Source organism: Kluyvera fluvialis, from assembly GCF_059725275.1.
In genome coordinates, this window is sequence record NZ_AP046142.1 from 3,274,491 (window position 1) to 3,298,227 (window position 23,737).

Annotated in this window: 16 protein-coding genes; 9 read left to right on the forward strand and 7 right to left on the reverse strand. The window is 54.4% G+C overall.

What is annotated here, in order from left to right; genetic code table 11:
- Window positions 1–51: 51 nt before the first annotated feature.
- From gsiB to iaaA, 3 genes are read right to left on the reverse strand one after another with little or no spacing between them, the layout of a single operon-like run.
- Entirely contained in the window at window positions 52–1,590 is a 1,539-nt protein-coding gene (gene gsiB / locus AC6I4B_RS15440) for a glutathione ABC transporter substrate-binding protein GsiB (RefSeq protein ID WP_497766331.1), read from the reverse strand.
- Between the two features lie 23 nt (window positions 1,591–1,613).
- Window positions 1,614–3,473: a glutathione ABC transporter ATP-binding protein GsiA gene (gene gsiA, locus AC6I4B_RS15445; protein ID WP_497766333.1), complete on the reverse strand. Its 1,860-nt coding sequence runs from the start codon at window positions 3,471–3,473 to the stop codon at window positions 1,614–1,616.
- 12 nt (window positions 3,474–3,485) lie between these two features.
- A complete protein-coding gene (iaaA, locus tag AC6I4B_RS15450; protein ID WP_497766334.1) occupies window positions 3,486–4,427 on the reverse strand; it encodes a beta-aspartyl-peptidase in 942 nt (313 codons plus the stop codon).
- Between the two features lie 213 nt (window positions 4,428–4,640).
- Here iaaA and moeA point away from each other — a divergent pair, with 213 nt between their 5' ends.
- Entirely contained in the window at window positions 4,641–5,876 is a 1,236-nt protein-coding gene (gene moeA / locus AC6I4B_RS15455) for a molybdopterin molybdotransferase MoeA (RefSeq protein ID WP_497766336.1), read from the forward strand.
- The gene (moeB, locus tag AC6I4B_RS15460) at window positions 5,876–6,625 is read left to right on the forward strand and encodes a molybdopterin-synthase adenylyltransferase MoeB (RefSeq protein ID WP_497766337.1); all 750 of its coding nucleotides are present in this window, start codon (window positions 5,876–5,878) and stop codon (window positions 6,623–6,625) included. Before moeA ends, moeB begins: the two co-directional genes overlap by 1 nt.
- 530 nt (window positions 6,626–7,155) lie before the next feature.
- Here the strand turns inward: moeB and fsa are convergent.
- The gene (gene fsa, locus AC6I4B_RS15465) at window positions 7,156–7,818 is read right to left on the reverse strand and encodes a fructose-6-phosphate aldolase (protein ID WP_497766339.1); all 663 of its coding nucleotides are present in this window, start codon (window positions 7,816–7,818) and stop codon (window positions 7,156–7,158) included.
- A gap of 133 nt (window positions 7,819–7,951) precedes the next feature.
- Between fsa and AC6I4B_RS15470 the strand changes: the two genes are divergently transcribed.
- From AC6I4B_RS15470 to AC6I4B_RS15485, 4 genes are all read left to right on the forward strand, one after another.
- On the forward strand, window positions 7,952–8,851 hold the full coding sequence (locus tag AC6I4B_RS15470; protein WP_497766341.1) for a glycyl-radical enzyme activating protein: 900 nt from the start codon (window positions 7,952–7,954) through the stop codon (window positions 8,849–8,851).
- 4 nt (window positions 8,852–8,855) lie between these two features.
- Window positions 8,856–11,288: a formate C-acetyltransferase/glycerol dehydratase family glycyl radical enzyme gene (locus AC6I4B_RS15475; RefSeq protein ID WP_497766342.1), complete on the forward strand. Its 2,433-nt coding sequence runs from the start codon at window positions 8,856–8,858 to the stop codon at window positions 11,286–11,288.
- A gap of 1,293 nt (window positions 11,289–12,581) precedes the next feature.
- A complete protein-coding gene (locus tag AC6I4B_RS15480; RefSeq protein ID WP_497766344.1) occupies window positions 12,582–13,391 on the forward strand; it encodes a Cof-type HAD-IIB family hydrolase in 810 nt (269 codons plus the stop codon).
- Window positions 13,392–13,548: 157 nt separating this feature from the next.
- Entirely contained in the window at window positions 13,549–14,814 is a 1,266-nt protein-coding gene (locus tag AC6I4B_RS15485) for a DUF1479 domain-containing protein (protein WP_497766346.1), read from the forward strand.
- On the opposite strand, the gene AC6I4B_RS15490 is transcribed toward AC6I4B_RS15485, so the two are convergent.
- Window positions 14,781–15,884 (reverse strand): LacI family DNA-binding transcriptional regulator, encoded by a 1,104-nt coding sequence (locus tag AC6I4B_RS15490; protein ID WP_497766347.1) that lies wholly within the window; start codon window positions 15,882–15,884, stop codon window positions 14,781–14,783. The two genes, AC6I4B_RS15485 and AC6I4B_RS15490, sit on opposite strands and share 34 nt — an antisense overlap.
- 300 nt (window positions 15,885–16,184) lie before the next feature.
- Here AC6I4B_RS15490 and AC6I4B_RS15495 point away from each other — a divergent pair, with 300 nt between their 5' ends.
- Together AC6I4B_RS15495 and AC6I4B_RS15500 are read left to right on the forward strand one after the other, a co-directional pair.
- Window positions 16,185–17,486, forward strand: coding sequence for an MFS transporter (locus tag AC6I4B_RS15495; RefSeq protein ID WP_497766349.1), 1,302 nt, complete (start codon window positions 16,185–16,187; stop codon window positions 17,484–17,486).
- Between the two features lie 15 nt (window positions 17,487–17,501).
- Window positions 17,502–19,865, forward strand: coding sequence for a glycoside hydrolase family 31 protein (locus tag AC6I4B_RS15500; protein ID WP_497766350.1), 2,364 nt, complete (start codon window positions 17,502–17,504; stop codon window positions 19,863–19,865).
- Between the two features lie 84 nt (window positions 19,866–19,949).
- Here the strand turns inward: AC6I4B_RS15500 and AC6I4B_RS15505 are convergent, their stop codons facing one another.
- Entirely contained in the window at window positions 19,950–21,545 is a 1,596-nt protein-coding gene (locus tag AC6I4B_RS15505) for an ABC-F family ATPase (RefSeq protein WP_497766352.1), read from the reverse strand.
- Between the two features lie 218 nt (window positions 21,546–21,763).
- Between AC6I4B_RS15505 and ldtB the strand changes: the two genes are divergently transcribed.
- A complete protein-coding gene (ldtB, locus tag AC6I4B_RS15510) occupies window positions 21,764–22,684 on the forward strand; it encodes a L,D-transpeptidase (protein ID WP_497766353.1) in 921 nt (306 codons plus the stop codon).
- 326 nt (window positions 22,685–23,010) lie between these two features.
- Here the strand turns inward: ldtB and AC6I4B_RS15515 are convergent, their stop codons facing one another.
- On the reverse strand, window positions 23,011–23,727 hold the full coding sequence (locus tag AC6I4B_RS15515) for a GntR family transcriptional regulator (RefSeq protein ID WP_497766355.1): 717 nt from the start codon (window positions 23,725–23,727) through the stop codon (window positions 23,011–23,013).
- Window positions 23,728–23,737 lie beyond the last annotated feature (10 nt).

Here is a 23,737-nt window from a genome sequence, read left to right on the forward strand (position 1 = left end):
ACTCTCCTTGCCGTTGGCTCCCTGCTCCATCATGAAGCAGGGAAACATCGCTTACTGCAAATCCGCATCGTCAAAGCTAAAGCCCGTGTCCGGCATAATATAGAAACCAGACAATGACTTACTGTGCGCCGACACCAGTTTCTCCACCACCAGAGGTATCCACGGAGACTCTTTCCAGACAATGTCCTGCGCCTCTTTGTACAGCCGCGCTTTTTCTGCATTATCGGTCGTTTGTAGCGCGGTCGTTAGGTCTGTGTCCACCTGCGGATTGCTGTAAAACGCGGTGTTAAACTGCGTTGGCGGCCAGTTAGAAGAGGCAAACAGGGGCGACAGCGCCCAGTCAGCCTCACCGGTCGAGGCCGACCAACCGGTGTAGAACATTCTTACGCCGCTCTCTTTTTGCCCTTTGCCTTCAACCTCAGCCGCGCGCTGCCCGGCATCCATCGCCGTGACCTGCACTTTAATGCCAATTTGCGCCAACTGCTGCTGAGTAAACTGCAACACTTTCTGCGCGGTACTGTGGTTGTGCGATGACCACAGTGTTGTGTTAAAGCCGTTCGGGTAGCCAGCCTCTTTCAGCAATTCACGCGCTTTTGCCGGGTCATACGGCCACGGCGTGTACTGCTGAGAGTAAGCAATAGAGGGCGGCACAACGCCAGTTGCCGGGGTCGCATAACCGGAAAATGCCACTTTCACCAGCGCCTGGCGGTTAATAGCGTAGTTAATGGCTTCGCGTACTTTCGGATTATCGAACGGTTTTTGCGTCACGTTCATGCTGATATAGCGCTGCATGATTGACGGGCTAGCCACCAGCTCAAGCTGGCTATTTTTCGCCAGCCGTGCCGCCTGCTCGTAAGGGATGGGGAACGCAAACTGCGCTTCACCGGTTTGTAACATCGCCGCACGGGTGTTGTTATCCACCACCGGACGCCAGGTGATAGTGTCCAGTTTCGGCAACCCAGCCTGCCAGTAACCAGCAAACTTGCTCACTTTCACAAAGTCAGTCTGGTTCCAGGTTGTCAGTTGATACGGCCCCGTCCCCACCGGATGGAAGCCAATTTCATTGCCGTATTTTTTCAGCGCCGCAGGGGAAATCATCGCCGTCGCGGGATGGGCAAGAATATTGATAAACGCCGAGAATGGCTGTTTGAGGGTGATTTTTACCGTGCTGGCGTCCACCGCTTCGGTCTTATCGATATTTTTGTACAAGTTGTAGCGTTTGAGGTGACTTTCTGGATTGCTGGCGCGGTCAAGGTTCACTTTCACCGCTTCGGCGTTGAAATCCGTACCATCCTGGAATTTCACTCCCTGACGCAGCTTAAGGGTATACACCTTGCCGTCGTCAGAAACGGTGTAGCTTTCTGCCAGCACGTTTTTGAGCTTCATCTCTTTATCAAGGCCAAACAACCCTTGATAGAACGATTTCGCCACCGCCTGCGACAACGTATCGTTGGCGTCATAAGGGTCAAGCGTCGTGAAGTTAGAACCTACGGCCACCACCACATCTTTCGCCGCGAACGTGGGAGATGCAGCCAACGCGGACGCAACGCCCAAAGCCATCAGCCATTTACGTGATACGTGTTGTGTCATGTTGTCCCCTGCCTGTCATTTTATTATCGATTAGTCAGCGCACTGCTCATCGGTTCTCGCGCCACAAAATGCCCTGGCGAAACCTGCTGTAAACTGACCTGCTCCACTTCTTCACCCCGTTTATAAATATTCCCCGGCAGTTCATCCGACAGCAGTACACGCTGCGCACGCCGATGCATTGGGTCAGCCACCGGTACGGCAGAAAGTAGCTTGCGGGTATACGGATGCTGCGGGTTTTCAAACACCGCGCGGCGTGGGCCAATTTCAACAATGCGCCCACGGTACATCACCGCCACACGGTGGCTAATGCGCTCGACCACCGCCATATCATGCGAAATAAACAGAAACGCGATGCCCATTTCACGCTGAAGCGACAGCAATAAGTTGATGATTTGCGCCCGGATAGAGACATCCAGCGCCGAGACAGACTCATCGGCAATCACCACTTTCGGCTCCAGCGCCAGCGCGCGGGCGATGCAAACACGCTGCCGCTGGCCGCCGGAAAACTCGTGCGGATAACGCCAGGCATGTTCCGGCAGTAGGCCTACGCGCTGCAATAGCCATTCAACCCGCTGTTGTAGCGCCTCGCCCTGCAACACACCATGAATGCGCAGTGGCTCCATAATCGAGTAACCCACCGTGTGGCGCGGGTCGAGCGAGGCGTAAGGGTCTTGAAAAATAAACTGAATATCGCGGCGCAGCGGTTGAAGCTGGCTGTCTGAAAGCGTGTCAATGCGCTGGCCCTGAAACGTGATCGTGCCGCTCTGCGATTCAACCAGCCGCAGCAACGCGCGCCCGGTGGTCGATTTACCGCAGCCGGACTCCCCCACCAGCGACAGCGTTTCTCCTGGCCACAGATCAAAACTGACGTTTTCCACCGCGTGAACTTCGCGGGTTACGCGGTTTAGCAGGCCGCCGCGCAGCGGGAAACGCGCCACCAGGTTGCGCACTTCCAGAATGGGCGAGCCTTCAGCAACGGTGTTCTGCGGTCGGGGTTCGATATTGAGCGCGCTCAGGTCGGGGAAACTTTTGGGATAATCGCTGCCGCGCATCGCCCCAAGACGGGGGACTGCCGCCAGCAAACGTTGGGAATAGGGATGCTGCGGGGCGCGAAAAATCGCCTCAACGCGGCCGGTTTCAACCGCCTCACCTTGATGCATCACCAGCACGCGATCGGCAACTTCCGCCACCACGCCCATATCGTGAGTGATGAAAATCACCCCCATCGACATCTCTTTTTGTAAGACATCAATCAGTTGCAGAATTTGCGCCTGGATAGTCACATCCAGCGCCGTCGTTGGCTCGTCGGCAATCAACACCGCCGGACGGCACGACAACGCCATCGCTATCATCACGCGCTGGCGCATCCCGCCGGAGAGCTGATGCGGGTAGCGCGAAAGCATGGTTTGCGCTTCCGGAATACGCACGGTATCGAGCATTTTTTTGGCTTCGCCGAGCGCCTCTTCCCGCCCTAAGCCCTGGTGCAAACGGATAGACTCCGCAATCTGCTCGCCGATGGTAAACACCGGGTTGAGCGAGGTCATCGGCTCCTGGAATATCATCGCGATATCCGCACCGCGCACACCACGCATCTGCGCGGACGTCTGCTCTTGTAGCTCGATAACCTCACGATTGCGCCGCCGTAGCAGCATCGAATCACAGCTTAGCAAGTCTGGCGACTGTTCAAGCAGCCGCATCAATGCCAGCGCCGTCACCGACTTCCCCGAACCGGACTCCCCCACAATCGCCAACGTCTCGCCACGGTTAAGGTGGAAAGAGAGCTGATGGACCGCGCGAACGGTTTGCAAGTCCTGGCGAAATGCCACGTTCAGGTTCTGAACGCTCAGCACCTGCGAGGCATCAAGTTCTGCGCAATGCGGCACGGCGGCTCCTTTTTATTCCCGATAAATCCCGATAGTGGGCGTATCACCGGCATAAGCCCAGGCGCGATACATCCCTTCACTGTTAAACGGCAGCACCACGTTACCTTCGCGATCGATAGCAATCGCCCCGCCGCTGCCGCCTAACGCGGGCAGTTTTTCCATTACCACGCGCTCGCAGGCTTCCAGCAGACTCAGGTTGCCGTACTCCATTAATGCCGCGATATCGTAGGCCGCCAGCGTGCGCATAAACACTTCGCCAGTGCCCGTGCAGGACACCGCTACGCTGGCGTTATTGGCATAACAGCCAGCGCCCACCAACGGGCTATCGCCCACACGGCCCGGAAGTTTGTTGGTCATCCCACCGGTCGAGGTCGCGGCGGCCAGGTTGCCGTTCACATCCAGCGCCACCGCGCCTACCGTGCCCATTTTCTGCTGTTCATCAAGCGGCGGAGCGTTGTGGTCGAGAATAAACTCGCCGTTCTCACGCGCCTGTTGCAGTTGCTGATAACGTTCGTCGGTGGAAAAGAGCGTGTTTTCCACTCGCGCCATCCCTTCGGCGTGGGCAAATTTCTCCGCCCCTTCGCCAATCAGCAGGACGTGTGGGCTGCGCTCCAACACCAGCCTTGCCGCCAGCACCGGATTACGCAGATGTTTTACCCCCGCCACCGCGCCCGCCTGGAGTGAATACCCATCCATCACACACGCGTCCAGCTCGTGGGTTTCGTCAGCGGTAAACACCGAGCCAATTCCGGCGTTAAACAGCGGGCACTCCTCAAGCTGGCGCACCGCTTCGGTAACCGCATCCAGCGCGCTAGCACCGGAGGCCAGCATTCCTTGCACGCTTTCGACAATCTCGGAAAGCGCAGTGACATATTCGCGTTCTTTTTCGGCACAAAGATGGCGACGACTGATCGCCCCCGCGCCGCCGTGAATCGCAATAACAGCCTTGCCCATTAAGTGTTTCCTTACCTCATTTTCTCTATAGATATCATTATAGTGGCATTGCGCCTATATCAATTTCGAATATAGAAATAGCCTACGGTGATGTATAGCCAGAATCGCTAAAATTGCCCTGGTATCGGCCTCGCTACACCACAGGTGGCATACAGTCTGCGGGGCTTTTCTGCCATAATGGGCGGATTCGAATGTTTCCCGCAGGAGTAACTCATGGATTTTACCGCTGGATTGATACCGCTTGATACCGCACTGACGCAGATGCTTGATCAAATCACCCCGCTGCAAGAGAGCGAGTCAGTGCCGCTATTGCAGGCATTTGGTCGCATTAGCGCAAGCGATATTGTCTCTCCGTTGGATGTTCCGGGTTTTGATAACTCGGCAATGGATGGCTACGCGGTACGTTTAGCCGACCTGGCCGCCAATACGCCGCTGGGCGTGGCGGGTAAGGCGTTTGCCGGACAGCCATTCCACGGTGAATGGCCAGCAGGAACCTGTGTACGGATTATGACCGGTGCGCCGGTTCCTGTGGGATGCGATGCGGTGGTGATGCAGGAAGAAACCGAGGAAACCGCCGCCGGTATTCGTTTCACCGCCACAGTTAAGCCGGGGCAAAATATTCGCCGTCGCGGTGAAGACATCGCCAACGGCGCGGTAGTATTCCCGGCGGGGACGCGCCTCACCGTCGCCGAACTGCCGGTGCTGGCATCTCTTGGTATTGCCGAAGTGGCCGTGGTGCGCAAAATCCGCGTGGCGCTGTTCTCTACCGGCGATGAGCTGCAACTGCCGGGCCAGCCGCTGGGCGATGGACAAATTTACGATACTAACCGCCTGGCGGTGCATCTGATGCTTGAGCAGTTGGGCTGCGAGGTGATTAACCTCGGGATTGTTCGCGATGACCCAGAGCAACTGCGCCAGACCTTTATTAAAGCCGACCAGTTAGCCGATGTCGTGATTAGCTCCGGCGGCGTGTCTGTCGGTGAAGCTGACTACACCAAAACGATTCTCGACGAGCTGGGTGAAATTGGCTTCTGGAAGCTGGCGATTAAGCCGGGCAAACCGTTCGCATTCGGCAAACTTAGCCATAGCTGGTTCTGCGGCCTGCCGGGTAACCCGGTGTCTGCGGCGCTAACCTTCTATCAACTGGTGCAGCCGCTGCTGGCAAAACTGAGCGCCAGCACCCACGACACCCAGGCGCCGCGTCTGCGAGCGCGCACCACCGACAAACTGAAAAAATCTCCAGGGCGTCTTGATTTCCAGCGCGGCCTGCTTTCGCGCGATGCCGACGGCAATCTGACGGTTTCCAGTACTGGGCATCAGGGTTCGCATATTTTCAGCTCCTTTAGCCAGGGTAACTGTTTTATCGTGCTGGAGCGCGAGCGCGGTCACGTCGAAGCCGGTGAATGGGTGGAAGTGGAGCCGTTCAACCATTTGCTGGGTGGCCTGTAATGGCCGCCGAGTTAAGCGATGCCGAGATGCTGCGCTATAACCGGCAAATCATCCTGCGCGGGTTTGATTTCGACGGTCAGGAACGGCTGAAAGCGTCTCGCGTGCTGATGGTCGGGCTGGGCGGTTTGGGCTGTGCGGCGGGGCAATATCTGGCTGCGGCAGGCGTTGGGCAGCTTACGCTGCTCGACTTTGATACTGTTTCACTGTCGAATCTCCAGCGCCAAACGCTGCACAGCGATGCCACCATTGGGCAGCCGAAGGTGGATTCCGCCCGTGATGCGTTAGCGCGTATTAACCCGCACATCACGCTTATCGCCCGTAACGCCCTGCTCGACGAAGCTGCACTTGCGGCGCTGGTTGCAGAGCATGATTTAGTGCTCGATTGCACCGATAACGTGACGATTCGTAATCAGCTTAACGTGGCCTGTTTCCAGCATAAAACGCCGTTAGTCTCCGGCGCGGCAATTCGCATGGAAGGGCAAATCAGCGTCTTTACCTGGCAGGATGGTGAGCCTTGCTACCGCTGTCTGAGCCGGCTGTTTGGCGAAAACGCCCTCACCTGCGTTGAAGCGGGCGTGATGTCGCCGTTAGTGGGGGTGATTGGCTCACTTCAGGCGATGGAAGCCATCAAAGTGCTGGCCCATTACGGGACGCCTGCGGCAGGAAAAATCGTGATGTACGACGCCATGACCTGCCAGTTCAGAGAAATGAAGCTGATGCGCAATCCGGCCTGTGATGTGTGCGGATAAACGATGTTCCCCCAATGTTCGTAGGCCGGATAAGGCGTTTACGCCACCATCCGGCAATCTGCTCCGTTCTGCCTGATGGCGCTGCGCTTATCAGGCCTACGGGTTTTTACACCAACACTCAACATGGTTCGGGTTTGTAGGCCGGATAAGGCGTTTGCGCCGCCATCCGGCAATCCGCTCTGTTCTGCCTGATGGCGCTGCGCTTATCAGGCCTACGGGTTTTTACACCAACACTCAACATGGTTCGGGTTTGTAGGCCGGATAAGGCGTTTGCGCCGCCATCCGGCAATCTGCATCGCCCTGCCTGATGGCGCTGCGCTTATCAGGCCTACGGGTTTGTGCACCAACACTCAACATGGTTCGGGTTCGTAGGCCGGATAAGGCATTTGCGCCGCCATCCGGCCATCTGCTCCGTTCTGCCTGATGGCGCTGCGCTTATCAGGCCTACGTGTTTGTGCACCAACACTCAACATTGTTCGGGTTTGTAGGCCGGATAAGATGCGAGAGCATCGCCATCCGGCATAGCGGGCTTACAGCGAAGTACGCCCAAACGCTGTTTGCCAGTCGTGTTCAAACTTCGCCACCGCCGCATCCACCGCCGGATAGCTGATTAACTGTTGGGCAACGTCCAGCGGCAGCGTGATGGACTGGCAGCCAGCCAGCAGACAATCCAGCGCCTGGCGCGGCGTTTTAAAACTTGCCGCCAGCACTTTAGACTGCGGTGCATGTAGCGTCAGCAAGTCCTGCAATTCACACACGGTTTGAATACCATTACCGCCCTGCGCATCCATACGGTTGACATACGGCGCCACATATTCCGCCCCGGCCAGCGCCGAAAGCAGCCCCTGCGCCGCACCGTATACCGCCGTTCCCAACGTCGGGCTCCCTTCTTCTTTCAGCAGCTTGATTGCCGCCAGACCTTCCGCCGTCACCGGCACTTTCACCACCAGATCCGGGATAATCGCCCGCAGCTTGTGTGCGTCCGCCACCATGCCATCGGCAGTCGTTGCCATCACTTGTGCAAATAAGCGCCCTTTACCACCCATCGCCTCCAACAGCTCTGGCAGCAGCACATCCAGTGGCTTTTTACCCGCCGCCACAATACTTGGGTTGGTGGTCACGCCCGCGAGCGGGAAAACTCGCGCCAGTTTTTTTACGGCAACAACGTCAGACGTGTCGAGATAGAGTTCCATGATGTTTCCTTAAACCGTGATATTCAGCATGGAATAACACTACCACGACAAAACCTCTTTTTTAGTTGACGCACATCAAGATAAATTTCATTCGAAAGTATTTTAATCTTTATACGAAACAAGAGGGCTCGCTATGATTTTCAACATTCAGCGCTATTCCACCCATGATGGCCCTGGTATCCGCACCGTCGTATTCCTTAAGGGATGCTCACTCGGCTGCCGCTGGTGCCAGAACCCAGAAAGCCGCTCCCGCGCACAAGACCTGCTCTACGACCCACGTCTGTGTCTCGACGGCTGCGATCTGTGCCAAAAAGCCGCGCCTGCGGTCATTGAGCGCGCGCTTAATGGGCTGGTTATCCATCGGGAAAAGCTGAATGACGACCACCTTGCCGCGCTGACGGAATGCTGCCCCACTCAGGCGTTAACCGTCTGCGGCGAAGCAAAAAGCGCCGCTGATATTATGGCGACCGTGTTGCGCGACAAACCGTTTTACGATCGCAGCGGCGGCGGCATGACGCTGTCCGGCGGCGAGCCGTTTATGAACCCAGATTTAGCCTTAACGTTGCTGAAAGAGGCTCATCAGCAAGGGATTCATACAGCGGTAGAAACCTGTCTGCACGTGCCGTGGCGCTACCTTGAACCGGCGTTGCCCTATATCGACCTGTTCCTGGCCGACCTAAAACATGTCGATGAAACCCGATTCAAGCAGTGGACTGATGGCTCCGCCAGGCGCGTGCTCGACAACCTGAAACGGCTGGCGGCCGCCGGAAAAGAGATAACCCTGCGCGTGCCGCTGATTCAGGGCTTTAACGCTGATAAAAACGCTATTCAAGCGATTACCGATTTTGCCGCCGACATGCACGTCGTGCGCGATATCCATTTTTTGCCTTACCACACGCTGGGTATCAATAAATATGCCCTGCTCGGCCTTCCCTACTTTGCACCCGACACGCCGCTGAATGACCCGGAGCTGCTGGATTTTGCCCTGCGCTATGCGGCTGAAAAAGGGTTAACAGCGACACTACGAGGATAAAAACATGACCACGCTGACTCTCGATAAATTAACCGACCGTATCAAAGCCCACAAAAATGCGCTGGTGCATATCGTTAAGCCGCCGGTGTGTACCGAGCGCGCGCGCCACTATACCGAGGCGTATCAACAGCATCTCGATAAACCGATTCCGGTACGCCGCGCGCTGGCGCTGGCGCATCATCTGGCGGAACGCACCATCTGGATAAAACACGATGAGCTGATTATCGGCAACCAGGCGAGTGAAGTACGCGCCGCGCCTATTTTCCCCGAATATACCGTTAGTTGGATTGAGAAAGAGATCGACGACCTGGCGGATCGTCCAGGCGCGGGCTTTGCGGTCAGCGAAGAGAACAAACGCGTGCTGCATGATGTGTGCCCGTGGTGGCGCGGTCAAACCGTACAGGATCGCTGCTACGGCATGTTTACCGACGAGCAAAAAGCGCTGCTGGCCACCGGAATTATCAAAGCCGAAGGCAATATGACCTCTGGTGATGCGCACCTGGCGGTGAATTTCCCGCTGCTGCTGGAAAAAGGCCTCGACGGGATGCGCGCCAAAGTCGCTGAACGCCGTAGCCGTATCAACCTGACCGTACTGGATGACCTGCACGGCGAGCAGTTCCTGAAAGCGATTGATATTGTGCTGGATGCCGTGAGTCTGCACATCAAGCGTTTCGCTGAGCTGGCGCGCAACATGGCCAAGGAAGAGATCCGTGAAAGCCGCCGCAATGAGCTGCTGACGATGGCGGAAAACTGCGATGTTATTGCCCACCAGCCGCCACAGACCTTCTGGCAGGCGCTGCAACTGTGCTACTTCATCCAGTTGATTTTGCAAATTGAGTCTAACGGTCACTCGGTGTCGTTTGCCCGTATGGACCAATATCTTTATCCGTACTACCGTCGAGACGTTGAACTGGAACAAACGCTGGAGCGCGAACACGCCATTGAGCTGCTGCATAGCTGCTGGCTGAAGCTGCTGGAAGTGAACAAAATTCGCTCTGGCTCGCACTCCAAAGCCTCTGCCGGTAGCCCGCTGTACCAAAACGTGACCATCGGCGGGCAGAAGCTGGTTAACGGCGAAGCGCAGGACGCGGTTAACCCGCTCTCGTATGCCATTCTTGAGTCTTGTGGTCGTCTGCGTTCCACGCAGCCAAACCTCAGCGTGCGTTACCACGCCAGTATGAGCAACGACTTCCTCGACGCTTGCGTGCAAGTCATCCGCTGTGGCTTCGGGATGCCTGCGTTTAACAACGATGAAATCGTTATTCCCGAATTTATCAAACTCGGCGTTGAGCCGCAGGATGCCTACGATTACGCGGCTATCGGCTGTATCGAAACCGCCGTCGGTGGCAAGTGGGGCTACCGCTGCACTGGCATGAGTTTTATCAACTTCGCCCGTGTGATGCTGGCGGCGATGGAAGGCGGGCGCGATGCCACCAGCGGCAAGGTCTTTTTACCGCAAGAGCACGCGCTGTCGCAGGGTAACTTCGCGAACTTTGAGCAAATGCTCGCCGACTGGGATAGGCAAATTCGCTATTACACGCGTAAATCGATTGAAATTGAGTATGTCGTGGACACCATGCTGGAAGAAAACGTGCACGATATTCTGTGCTCGGCGCTGGTTGATGACTGTATTGAGCGCGCAAAAAGCATTAAGCAAGGTGGCGCGAAATATGACTGGGTTTCCGGCCTACAGGTAGGTATCGCCAACCTCGGTAACAGCCTGGCGGCGGTGAAGAGACTGGTGTTTGATCAGGGCGTTATTGGGCAGCAGGAGCTGGCAAAAGCGCTGGCGGAAGACTTCGACGGCCTGACTCACGAGCAATTGCGCCAGCGTCTGATTAACGGCGCGCCGAAATACGGCAACGATGATGATAGCGTCGATACACTGCTGGCGCGCGCGTACCAAACGTATATTGATGAGTTGAAGCAGTATCACAACCCGCGTTACGGTCGTGGCCCGATTGGCGGCAACTATTACGCCGGGACATCGTCCATTTCAGCCAACGTGCCGTTTGGCGCGCAAACTATGGCGACCCCGGATGGTCGTAAGGCCAAAACACCGCTGGCTGAAGGCGCAAGCCCAGCGTCCGGCACTGACCATTTGGGGCCAACAGCGGTGATTAGCTCGGTGGGTAAACTGCCAACATCAGCGATTCTCGGCGGCGTGCTGTTAAACCAGAAACTGAACCCGTCAACGCTGGAAAACGACAGCGATAAACAGAAGCTAATGGCGCTGCTGCGTACCTTCTTCGAGGTGCATAAAGGCTGGCATATTCAGTACAACATTGTATCGCGCGAGACGCTGCTGGAAGCGAAAAAGCACCCAGATCAGTATCGCGATTTGGTGGTGCGAGTGGCCGGTTATTCCGCCTTCTTTACCGCGCTGTCGCCGGATGCGCAGGACGATATTATTGCCCGTACTGAGCATTCGTTGTAATTCGGATTTTCCCTTCCCCCTAGCCCTCTCCTCGGAGAGGGCTGCCAAAAATTGAATTAACCATGAGAAAACTAAAGAAAAAACATGTTGATTTATAATGAGTGCTTTCGCTTTCATGAGAAAAACCATCAATAGGCCATCATCGAATACGCTTGTCTGCTTTCAGAATCAACTATTGCAAATCGCTTCACTTCTAATGACTACCTCACATTCTTCATCCACATAGATAAAAAACTGGCGAACGAAACTGAGTGAATGAGTAACGTTCGTTGCTTTCCGCTCTCTTTGGTTACGGTATGCGCTGCGATAAATCTATCGATAGTGAAACTATAAATTTAAAATTTAAATCCCCATTTAATCCAGTGACACCGTTCTGTGCACAATAATCATTCATGTAACCAATTAATTATGGTTTTCTATTTTATATTTATATATAGATGGAATATTTTTTATGGTTTGACGACATACTAATAAAACTATGACAACCGTCACAATCTTTTTATCCACATGGAATATAAACACTTATTAACAACCAAGTAAGGATATTATATGTACCATAAAAGTTACATCATCAATCGAATTGAAACTGATCGAATACTTTCACTAAAGTTGGAGCAGACATATAAATAAAACCACTTCAAGTGATTCTGAGATTGCTGATGCTATATCAAGAATGGTGAAATAATGAAAGAATTCTTAAAAAGAATGTTAAGAATGGAATGTGTCCTTTTCCTTTTGTCTTATGTGCCAATATTAATAATAATTATCATATCGGTATTCGTCGTGCAATATATTGAAGATCCAAACGATTCTATGCCCATCGTAGGAATTGTTGTTGTTATTGTTTACGTAATAACAATAATTGCCGCGAGAAAAGTAAAAATTTAAGATTATTTAAAATGTCAATGCCAGCATATTTATGACTAACCAATAAAAACAACTCCCTAATACGGGCAGGGGCATTTGAACTGTGATTATTCACTCATAATATATACATACACGTCGTAGGGTAATATAGGACGTTAATTGCTCTGATTTTTTGAATTCTCAGAGCACGAGTATCAATTGCCCGACCGTAAGCCTAACGTTCAAGAGATAGCGTTGTTTCCAGAACGGTGAGTGCATTCTCATTAGCAGTAATCAGTGCGCGGGTTTTCTCCCTTGCCCTTTCAGGGAGAGGGCCGGGGTAAGGGTTCAGCACTCACATCCCTCTTTCGAACGAAATAAATTTGTGCTTTAGCTCACATTGTAATTAAATTGTTTCTAGCCGGAGTAACACCAGGAGCATCTTGTATGACTGTTAAAGTTATCGTCACTGATATGGACGGAACTTTTCTTAATGACGCCAAAACCTACGACCGTTCACGGTTTCTGGCGCAGTTTGAACAGCTTCAACAACGTGGCATTGAATTCGTCGTCGCCAGCGGCAACCAATATTATCAGTTGATTACCTTCTTCCCGGAGATTCGCGACCGCATCTCTTACGTCGCCGAAAACGGCGCGCTGGTGTATGAGCACGGGCAGGAGCTTTTCCACGGCGAACTCACCCGCCATGAGTCACAAATTGTGATTGGCGAACTGCTGAAAGACTCTCATCTCAATTTTGTCGCCTGTGGCCTGGAAAGCGCCTATATCAGCGACAGTGCGCCAGATGAATTTGTCTCGCTGATGGCGAAACATTATTACCGCCTGCAACGAGTCGCAGACTACAGCGAGATTAACGACAAGCTGTTTAAATTCTCGTTAAACCTGCCGGACAGCGAAATCCCGGCGCTGGTTGATAAACTGCATGTCTCGCTCGACGGCATCATGAAGCCGGTAACCAGCGGTTTTGGCTTTGTTGATTTAATCATCCCCGGCCTGCACAAAGCCAACGGTATCAGCCGGTTATTAAAACGCTGGCAGCTCTCCCCGCAGCAGTGCGTGGCGATTGGCGACAGCGGCAATGATGCCGAAATGCTCAAACTGGTGAAATACGCTTTTGCGATGGGCAATGCCGCCGACAGCATTAAAGCAATTGCCGATTACCACACCGATGATAATAACCACGATGGCGCGCTGAATGTGATTCAGGCCGTGCTGGATGGCATCGCTCCCTTCTGACATAAAGCCGGATAGCTGCGTTGCCTTATCCGGCCTACCTTTTCCCCCGTCTGAAAAACATCAACATTTTAAACTTGCATTAACTTTATTTTAACTTACATTATCATCTGTAATGCATTCTACTTTCGAATGAAAGAATGAAAATTGCGAGGTTGATATGACGATTACCTTTACCCACCCAACGCTGCCCGCCAATCCCAACGCGGCAATCCGCCAGATGAAACACGCTTTACGCACACAATTAGGCGACGTGCAGGCAGTGTTCGACCGTTTGAGCGCGATCATTGAAGCCAGAGTGGCAGAAATTGACGCCCTTAAAGCGCAGGGCCAGCCGGTCTGGCCGGTTATTCCATTTGCCGACATCGCGGCAGGCCAGGTTAGCGATGCCACACGTGAGGCGGTAAAACGTCGGGGCTGTGCGGTCATTCAGGGCCACTTCCCGCGCGAGCAAGCGCTGGCGTGGGATAAATCCATGCTCGACTACCTCGACCTCAACCATTTCGACGACGTCTACAAAGGCCCTGGTGACACCTTCTTCGGTTCGCTGGAGGCGTCGCGCCCGGAAATTTACCCTATCTACTGGTCACAGGCGCAAATGCAAGCGCGCCAAAGCCCGGAAATGGCGCAAGCGCAGTCGTTCCTCAACCGTCTGTGGCGAGTAGAGAGCGGTGGCAAGCAGTGGTTCAATCCAGATATTAGCGTTATCTACCCTGACCGTATTCGCCGTCGCCCGCCGGGAACCACGTCCAAAGGGCTAGGGGCGCACACCGATTCCGGCGCGCTGGAACGCTGGCTGCTGCCCGCTTATCAGCAGGTTTTCGCCAACGTCTTTAACGGCAACGTTGAGCAGTATGACCCGTGGGATGCGGCCCACCGCACCGAAGTGGAAGAATACAGCGTCGATAACACCACCAAATGCTCGGTATTCCGCACCTTCCAGGGCTGGACGGCGCTATCGGACATGATAGCCGACCAGGGCTTGTTGCACGTCGTGCCTATTCCAGAAGCAATGGCCTACGTGCTGTTGCGCCCGCTGCTCGATGATGTGCCGGATGATGAACTCTGCGGTGTGGCGCCAGGCAAAGTACTGCCGATTTCCGAGAAATGGCATCCGCTGCTGATGCGCGCGTTAACCTCGATTCCGGCGGTGGAGGCCGGGGACTCGGTGTGGTGGCATTGTGACGTGATTCACTCCGTCGCGCCGGTGGAAAACCAGCAGGGATGGGGGAACGTAATGTATATCCCTGCGGCTCCGATGTGTGAGAAGAACCTGGCGTATGCGCACAAAGTGAAGGCGGCGCTGGAAAAAGGAACCTCACCGGGAGATTTCCCGCGCGAAGATTATGAGGCGGACTGGCAAGGGCGTTTTACCCTCGCCGACCTGAATATTCACGGTAAGCGCGCACTGGGGATCGACGCCTGATTGTCGTATAGCCCTTCGCGTTCTACGGCGGAGTGCCCCTTGCCGGGGCGCACCCGCCGTACCGATTCCCGCACCGCCAGGCGCCCATGCAGCAGCAGTGAACCGACAGGCCCATCGGGGCGAATCAGCCGCTGTTGCAGCATTTGCACCGCCTCGCTACCCAGCTCATCACGCGGAACATGCACTGCGGTCAGCGGCACATCTTCAATTGCCGCGAGGTTAAAACCGTCAATACTCATCACCGAGACATCTTGCGGGACGCGTAGACCACGGCGGATCAACGCATTAACGGTTCCCGCCGCCATAAAGTCGCCGCCGACCAAAAACGCGGTAGGCAGAGTTCGACCGTTGTCGGCATCCAGCCACGCGCCCACTTTTTCCTCCGCCTCTTTGGCGCTGAAGCTGCTGATATTGAGCAAATCACGCTCGTGCTTAAACGTCAGATTATGCTGACGCCACGACTCCTCAATCCCCGCCAGCCGCTGTTCCATGGTGTAGCGGCGCAGACACATTACGTTCATCACTTCCCGATGACCCATTTCGAACAGATAACGCGCGGCAAATGCGCCGATCATTCGGTGATCTGGGGCGATTGCCGGTAACCGCATACGATCGTCACGGCAGTTGATCAACACACACGGTTTACCGAGATCTGCCGCCAGATCGTGAATATGCGGATCGTCAATGCCGAGCAAAATCGCCGCCTGGCTATCTGGCTCATTCATCCGCGCCAGAAACAGCGCCGGGTCACTGTCGTTTTCATCCAGCGCACAATAGCGCAGCCGGACTTCATGCGGCGACAGCGCCTTGCTGATGCTTTGAATCACACGGTAGTAAAAGATATCTGAACGTTCATCAAAGGCGCGCGGCGGAGCAAAAATAATCAGGTTATTGAGCAGCATACGCCCAGCCGCCATGCCATCCATCACCCCTAATTCCCGTGCACAGGCTAGCACCTGTTCTCGCGCCCGCGCGCTGGTGTTGGCTTTACCCGCCAACACCCGTGAAACGGTGCTGGCAGACAGCCCAGTACGCGTGGCGATATCGGCGATTTTTAGCTTCTTTTCCATTTTGTGATCCGGCTCTAATTCAGAAATGAAAGAATTTTCATGACACAAAAACCGTGTGTTGTCTGACGTTAACTCCCTATCCGTAATGTATATCAGCCATTCATGAAAAAACGTGCACAAAACCTACTTTTAATAGGTTTTCTGCTCTCTTATTGTGAATTGGTAGAACAACTTCCATACAAGAATAATGGGAGTGAGTGAAAAATAAAATAATAACTATCAAAAGGTTAATAAAAGTGGTGTGACAACTCCCCCACGAAGCTGCCACACAATCCCTCTATACCATCCTGTGGAGAACCTATGAGCCAGGATATCAATAACGATATGGCCGTCAGCAAACCTCGCCGCATTGTCAAAAACTTGCGCTGGTGGATGCTGGTGCTTTTTTTACTCGGTGTTACCGTCAACTACATCACACGTAACTCGCTGGGCATTCTTGCCCCAGAACTGAAAAGCAGCCTGGGCGTCACGACTGAACAGTACTCCTGGATTGTCGGCGCATTCCAGCTTGCCTATACCCTCTTCCAGCCGCTGTGCGGATGGCTGATTGACGTCATCGGCCTCAAACTCGGCTTTATGATTTGCGCCGGGCTGTGGGCGTTGGCCTGCTTGCTGCACGCCGGTGCGGGTAACTGGGTGCATCTGGCGCTGCTGCGCTTTTTTATGGGCGGCGCAGAAGCGGCGGCTACCCCGGCTAACGCAAAAACCATCGGTGAGTGGTTCCCGAAATCAGAGCGCCCTATTGCCGCCGGTTGGGCTGGCGTTGGCTTCTCGGTCGGCGCCATGCTGGCTCCGCCAATTATCTATTTCGCCCATGCCTCATTCGGCTGGCAGGGGGCATTTATGTTTACCGGCATCCTGGCCATGCTGTGGGTGGTGCTGTGGTGGGCGTTCTATCACAACCCAGAAAAACACCCGAACCTGAGCAAAAGCGAGCTGGACTTTATCCGCCAGGATAACGAAGCACCGCCGGTCAAAATGCCGTTCCTGACCGCACTGAAAACGGTAGGTAAAAACAAACGCTTCTACGGTATCGCTATCCCGGCATTTATGGCGGAGCCAGCATGGGCGGTGATGAGCTTCTGGGTACCGCTGTACCTTTCCAAAGCCTATGGCATGGATTTAAAACAAATTGCGCTGTTCGCCTGGCTACCATTCCTCGCCGCCGACCTCGGCAGTATTGCCAGTGGTTATTTAACCAAACTTTATACCCGTCTGTTCGGCCTGAGCCGCGTCAACTCGGTGGTGGCGTCATCGGTTAGCGGTGCGTTCCTGATGGTGTCGTTGGCAGTCATGGCCTTTACCAATAACCCGTATGTCGCTATCGCCTTAATCTCCATCGGCGGCTTTGGTCACCAGATAATCTCCTGCATGTTGAGCGCCCTGGTGGTGGAGTCATTCGACAAAGGCCAGATGGCTACCGTCAACGGTATGCGCGGTTCTGCCGCGTGGATCGCGAGCTTCCTTTTCTCCCTGATTATCGGGGTTACTGCGGACAAAATCGGCTTTAACCCACTGTTTATCGCCATGGGTTTCTTTGACCTGATTGGCGCATTCTTCCTGGTTACTTTTATTGCTGAACGTCGCGCAAAACGCGCCTGAGAGTGGATGTAAAAAATGAAAACGCTGAAAAACTGGACCCTGCAAAAACAGTCTGCCCATCACGTCGAGCTGCTGGTTGATAACCAGCACACGCTGTGCCTGTACGTGTTGGAAGAAAACCTGTTCCGCGTGTTGTTGAAACGCAAAGGCGAACTGGCGCTGAACCGCACCTGGAGCATTGCTCCGGCGCAGGATGTGCCGTGGGAAGGCCGCGACCGTGAAGATCTCAGCGGTTTTACCCTGCCCGCATGGACGTTAAACCAGCAGGACGACACGGTAGTCGTCGCGACTGAGTCATTACGGGCAACCGTCCACCAGCCGCTGTGGATTGAGTGGCACTATCGCAACGCAGCAGGTGAATGGCAGCCGCTGGTTAACGACCGCCCAACCAGCGCCTATTTGGTTAACGCGCACGGCGACGGTGTCGCGCACTACCAAAGCCGCCGCAAAGATGAGCGCTTTTATGGCCTGGGGGATAAAGCCGGTGACCTGCAACGCACCGGCAAGCGTTACGAAATGCGTAACCTCGATGCGATGGGCTATAACGCCACCAGCACCGACCCGCTGTACAAGCACATTCCGTTTACCATTACTCGTCGCGACGACGTTAGCTTTGGTCTGTTTTACGATAACCTCAGCAGTTGCTGGCTGGATCTGGGTAACGAGATCGATAACTACCACACTGCGTATCGCCGCTGGCAGGCAGAAGCGGGTGATATCGACTATTACCTGTTTACCGGCGAGCGCGTGCTCGATGTCACCAAATCCTTTGTGCGTCTGACCGGTAAAACCCTGTTCGGGCCAAAATGGAGCCTCGGTTACAGCGGTTCCACCATGCATTACACCGACGCGCCGGACGCGCAAAACCAGCTGATGAACTTTATTCGCCTGTGTGATGAGCACGCTATTCCATGCGACTCATTCCAGCTTTCATCCGGCTATACCTCGATTAACGGCAAGCGCTACGTGTTCAACTGGAACTACGACAAAGTGCCACAGCCGAAGGTGATGAGCCAGGCGTTCCACGATGCCGGTCTGCATCTGGCGGCAAACATCAAGCCGTGTTTGTTGCAGGATCACCCACGCTATAACGAAGTCGCGGAAAAGGCGCTGTTTATTCGCGACTCACAAAGCGATGAGCCAGAACGCTCTAGCTTCTGGGATGACGAAGGTTCACACCTTGATTTCACCAACCCACAGACCGTGGCCTGGTGGCAGGAAGGCGTCACAACCCAACTGCTGGAAATGGGGATTGATTCCACCTGGAACGATAACAACGAATTTGAAGTGTGGGATGGTGAAGCGCGCTGTCACGGCTTTGGTCAGGAAATTGCGATTAAACACATTCGCCCGGTAATGCCGCTGCTGATGATTCGCGCCTCGCTGGAAGCGCAACAGCGCTTCGCCCCGAACAAACGCCCGTATCTGATTTCCCGTTCTGGCTGCGCGGGGATGCAGCGCTACGTGCAAACCTGGAGCGGTGATAACCGTACCAACTGGGATACCCTGCGCTACAACATCCGCATGGGGCTGGGGATGAGCCTTTCGGGGCTGTACAACCTGGGCCATGACGTCGGCGGTTTCTCCGGCGATAAGCCAGACCCAGAACTGTTTGTGCGTTGGGTACAAAACGGCGTGATGCACCCACGCTTTACCATTCACTCATGGAACGATGACCACACGGTCAACGAACCGTGGATGTATCCGGGCGTCACCCCAGCGATTCGCAGCGCCATTGAACTGCGCTACCGCCTGTTGCCGTATCTCTACACTCTGCTGTGGCAAGCACACGCCGACGACGAGCCGATGCTGCGCCCAACGTTCCTCGACCACGAGCACGATGAGCAGACCTTTGAAGAGTGCGATGATTTCCTGCTAGGCCGCGATCTGCTGGTCGCAAGCGTTGTGGAGCAAGGCGAACGCCAGCGTCGCGTATGGCTGCCGGATAACGAAAGCGGCTGGTACGATTTCTACAACGGCACATGGTTTAGCGGCGGCCAGTGGGTGACCCTTGACGCACCGCTGGAGAAACTGCCGCTGCTGGTACGCGCCGGTGCGGGTTTACCACTGAGCGAGCGAATCACCTACGTTAACGCAGCCGAAGACACGTCACGCGAGCTGAAACTGTTCCCGCTAAAAGGTGTGGGCAGCACAAAAGGCCTGCTGTTTGAAGATGACGGCGAAAGCTGGGGTTATCAGAACGGTAACGCGCTGTGGGTTGAGTGGGAGATGGTTTGCACCGGTGAAGCCATTAACCTGAAAGTCAACGCACGTGGCGACTATCGCCCAGCGTGGAAAGCGCTGAAGGTGACATTACCGGAAGGCGAAAAACGTAAGCTGCTGATTAACGACAAAGACGGGAGTGAGTGGGTTCGGTAAAAAATAGCCCGGTGGCGTAATGCTGACCGGGCTTATCCATCAGACCGTAAGCCGGGTCAGCATCGCGCTACCCGGCAACACGGCTTAGCCTTCGATACCTTTGCTGCGCAGGTAATCTTCGTAGTTACCGGTGAAGTCAATCACGCGTTCTGGCGTAATTTCAATCACACGGGTTGCCAGCGAGCTAACAAACTCACGGTCGTGGGAAACGAAGATCAGCGTGCCCGGATACATTTCCAGCGCCATGTTCAGCGACTCAATGGATTCCATATCCAGGTGGTTGGTTGGTTCATCCATGACCAGAACGTTCGGTTTTTCCATCATCAGCTTACCGAACAGCATACGGCCTTTCTCACCACCAGACAGCACTTTAGCAGGCTTCTTGATATCATCCTGGCTGAACAGCAGACGACCCAGAATGCTGCGCACCGCCTGCTCGTCATCGCCTTCTTGTTTCCACTGGCTCATCCATTCAAAAACGGTCAGGTCATTTTCAAACTCAAATTCGTGATCCTGCGCGTAATAGCCAATCTGCGCATTTTCAGACCATTTCACCGTACCGCTATCTGGCGTTAAATCGCCAACCAGGGTTTTCATCAGCGTGGATTTACCCACGCCGTTGGTGCCAAGGATCGCCAGTTTTTCACCGACTTCCAGCAGCAGGTTGACGTTTTTAAACAGCGGGCCGTTATCGAAGCCTTTGCTGAGCGCTTCCACTTCCAGCGCGTTACGGAACAGTTTCTTGTCCTGTTCGAAACGAATGAACGGGTTCTGGCGGCTGGAAGCCTTCACTTCATCAAGTTTGATTTTGTCAATCTGACGCGCGCGCGAAGTCGCCTGACGAGATTTAGAAGCGTTGGCGCTAAAGCGGCTAACAAAGGATTGCAGGTCAGCAATCTGCGCTTTTTTCTTGGCGTTATCGGCCAGCAGACGTTCACGCGCCTGAGTTGCAGCGGTCATGTACTCGTCGTAGTTACCAGCGTAAACACGCAGTTCACCGTAGTCGAGATCCGCCATGTGGGTACAGACCATGTTCAGGAAGTGACGGTCGTGCGAAATAATAATCATGGTGCTGTCACGCTCGTTCAGCACCTGCTCCAGCCAACGAATGGTGTCGATGTCCAGGTTGTTGGTTGGTTCGTCGAGCAGCAGAATGTCTGGGTTAGAGAACAGCGCCTGTGCCAACAGCACACGCAGTTTCCAACCTGGCGCGACTTCGCTCATTGGGCCGTAATGCTGTTCCAGCGGGATCCCCACGCCCAGCAGCAGTTCACCGGCGCGCGCTTCAGCGGAGTAACCGTCCATTTCGCCGTACAGCACTTCGAGATCAGCCACTTTATAGCCGTCTTCTTCGCTCATTTCCGGCAACGCGTAAATACGGTCGCGCTCTTGTTTTACTTCCCACAGTTCGCCGTGGCCCATGATAACGGTATCCAGCACGCTGAACTCTTCAAAGGCGAACTGATCCTGACGCAGCTTACCGATGCGTTCGTTAGGGTCGAGGGAAACGTTGCCCAGCGTCGGTTCTAAGTCGCCGCCGAGGATTTTCATAAAGGTCGATTTGCCGCTCCCGTTTGCGCCAATCAGGCCGTAACGGTTGCCGCCGCCAAATTTGACGGAGATGTTTTCGAACAGCGGCTTACTGCCGAACTGCATGGTGACGTTGCTGGTAACTAACACGGGAGTATCCTGAAGAATGTGACAAACCGCCTATTATGCCACAAGTACGAATAAAAAGCGCCCGCCTTTGCCGGAGACTAAACTGTAACTCAAGTGAAAAAAATGTGATTTCGTACACATCCGAATTCCCTGTGACCACGAATGCACATATAATGCGCTTCTACCAACAGACTGAATTCTCAAACAACCGCCGTAATGGCACTGATACCTCTCACAACATGAACATGAAATTAACAACGCTTTTCGCTGCGGCGCTCGCTGTCGTAGGTTTCTGCAAGTCCGCCTCGGCCGTGACGTATCCGCTGCCGACGGATGGTAGCCGTGTCATCGGCCAGAACCAGGTTATTACGATTCCAGAAGGCAACACTCAGCCGCTGGAATATTTCGCTGCGCAGTACCAGATGGGGCTTTCCAACATGCTGGAAGCCAACCCTGGGGTGGACACCTTCCTGCCGAAAGGCGGCACAGTGCTGAATATCCCACAGCAGTTGATCCTGCCGGATACCGTGCATGAAGGCATCATCATCAACAGCGCTGAAATGCGTCTGTACTATTACCCGAAAGGCACTAACACCGTTATCGTGCTGCCAATCGGTATCGGCCAGCTCGGCAAAGATACGCCAATCAACTGGACGACTAAGGTAGAACGTAAGAAGGCTGGCCCAACCTGGACGCCGACCGCCAAAATGCACGCTGAATACGCCGCCGCAGGCAACCCGCTGCCGGCCGTTGTTCCAGCAGGCCCGGATAACCCGATGGGTCTGTACGCGCTGTACATTGGCCGTCTGTACGCCATTCACGGCACTAACGCGAACTTCGGCGTTGGCCTGCGCGTAAGCCACGGCTGTGTGCGTCTGCGTAACGAAGACATCAAATTCCTGTTCCAGAACGTGCCTGTCGGTACTCGCGTACAGTTTATTGATGAGCCAGTGAAAGCGACCACCGAGCCAGATGGCAGCCGCTTTATCGAAGTTCACAACCCACTGTCAACGACCGAAGCGCAGTTTGAAGGCGGCGAAATGGTTCCTGTCGTGCTGAACAAGTCCGTACAGGCGGTAACCAACCAGTCTGACGTTGACCAGAGCATTGTTGACCAGGCGGTTAAAAACCGTTCCGGTATGCCGATTCGTCTGAACTGATCTCACGATAGATGATAAAAAGGGCGGGTGTTTATCACCCGCCCTTTTTTTATCGATTCATCTGTAGAAATCGCCTGATGGCGCGGGTTTGTAGGCCGGATAAGGCGTTTACGCCGCCATCCGGCATTCAGGCACAAAGCCTGATGGCGCTGCGCTTATCAGGCCTACGCAGGTTTGTACGCCACCATTTTGAGTAGGCCGGATAAGGCGTTACGCCGCCATCCGGCATTCAGGCACAAAGCCTGATGGCGCTGCGCTTATCAGGCCTACGTGGGTTTGTACGCCACCATTTTGTGTAGGCCTGACAAGGAATACCTGCACAATGTTTATCCGTTGTTCACAATCACGATCCCGCCATGATCGTAACGATAGTGGCAATGCGCGTACTCCAGCGGTGTGCCATCATCCAGGTAGATAACCTGCTCCACTTCCAGAATCGGATCGCTGATTTCACAATGAAGATGCTGGCGGTCAAGTTCGTTGGGTTTCAGCGCGCGTACTACGCGGTATGACCCCATCATTTTCAGCCCTAAATTATCCTGCACGTAGCGAAACACTGAGCTTTCAAGATGCTCTTTGCTTAGCCCAGGAACCAGCGATACCGGCATAACGGTGCTGTCTAGCGACAGCGGCTCGCCATTCAGCAAACGCAGACGAACAAAATCGTAAACCGGCGCATCGGCGTTAATCAGCAGCGAAGATTGCTCTTTTTCGGTCGGAAAACGCAGCTCAAAGCGCACCACCTGGCTTGCCACCGTGCCCAAATGCTCCCAGGTTTCGGTCGCGCCAGCGTAATCGCTGCCGTGAACATCCCACTGCGAGAGTTGCAGGAAGTTTTTGCGCACAAACGTCCCCTGCCCCTTGCGGGTATACACTAGCCCTTCAACAATCAGTTGACGCATTGCCTGCTGAATGGTCATACGGCTGGTGCCAAACTCTGCCGCCAGCGCAAACTGGTCGGGCAATGGCTCAGAAGCGGGATACTGCCGACTCATGATCCGTTTTTTAATTTCCCGCGCTATCGCGATGTACTTCGCTGCCATCACCCGCTCC

What these genes read in the sequence shown, in the direction of transcription:
- gsiB (WP_497766331.1), bottom strand. Translation starts at nt 1,590, where the DNA reads ATGACACAACACGTATCACGTAAATGGCTGATGGCTTTGGGCGTTGCG.
- iaaA (WP_497766334.1), bottom strand. Translation starts at nt 4,427, where the DNA reads ATGGGCAAGGCTGTTATTGCGATTCACGGCGGCGCGGGGGCGATCAGT.
- moeA (WP_497766336.1), top strand. Translation starts at nt 4,641, where the DNA reads ATGGATTTTACCGCTGGATTGATACCGCTTGATACCGCACTGACGCAG.
- moeB (WP_497766337.1), top strand. Translation starts at nt 5,876, where the DNA reads ATGGCCGCCGAGTTAAGCGATGCCGAGATGCTGCGCTATAACCGGCAA.
- fsa (WP_497766339.1), bottom strand. Translation starts at nt 7,818, where the DNA reads ATGGAACTCTATCTCGACACGTCTGACGTTGTTGCCGTAAAAAAACTG.
- AC6I4B_RS15470 (WP_497766341.1), top strand. Translation starts at nt 7,952, where the DNA reads ATGATTTTCAACATTCAGCGCTATTCCACCCATGATGGCCCTGGTATC.
- AC6I4B_RS15475 (WP_497766342.1), top strand. Translation starts at nt 8,856, where the DNA reads ATGACCACGCTGACTCTCGATAAATTAACCGACCGTATCAAAGCCCAC.
- AC6I4B_RS15480 (WP_497766344.1), top strand. Translation starts at nt 12,582, where the DNA reads ATGACTGTTAAAGTTATCGTCACTGATATGGACGGAACTTTTCTTAAT.
- AC6I4B_RS15485 (WP_497766346.1), top strand. Translation starts at nt 13,549, where the DNA reads ATGACGATTACCTTTACCCACCCAACGCTGCCCGCCAATCCCAACGCG.
- AC6I4B_RS15490 (WP_497766347.1), bottom strand. Translation starts at nt 15,884, where the DNA reads ATGGAAAAGAAGCTAAAAATCGCCGATATCGCCACGCGTACTGGGCTG.
- AC6I4B_RS15495 (WP_497766349.1), top strand. Translation starts at nt 16,185, where the DNA reads ATGAGCCAGGATATCAATAACGATATGGCCGTCAGCAAACCTCGCCGC.
- AC6I4B_RS15500 (WP_497766350.1), top strand. Translation starts at nt 17,502, where the DNA reads ATGAAAACGCTGAAAAACTGGACCCTGCAAAAACAGTCTGCCCATCAC.
- ldtB (WP_497766353.1), top strand. Translation starts at nt 21,764, where the DNA reads ATGAACATGAAATTAACAACGCTTTTCGCTGCGGCGCTCGCTGTCGTA.
- AC6I4B_RS15515 (WP_497766355.1), bottom strand. Translation starts at nt 23,727, where the DNA reads ATGGCAGCGAAGTACATCGCGATAGCGCGGGAAATTAAAAAACGGATC.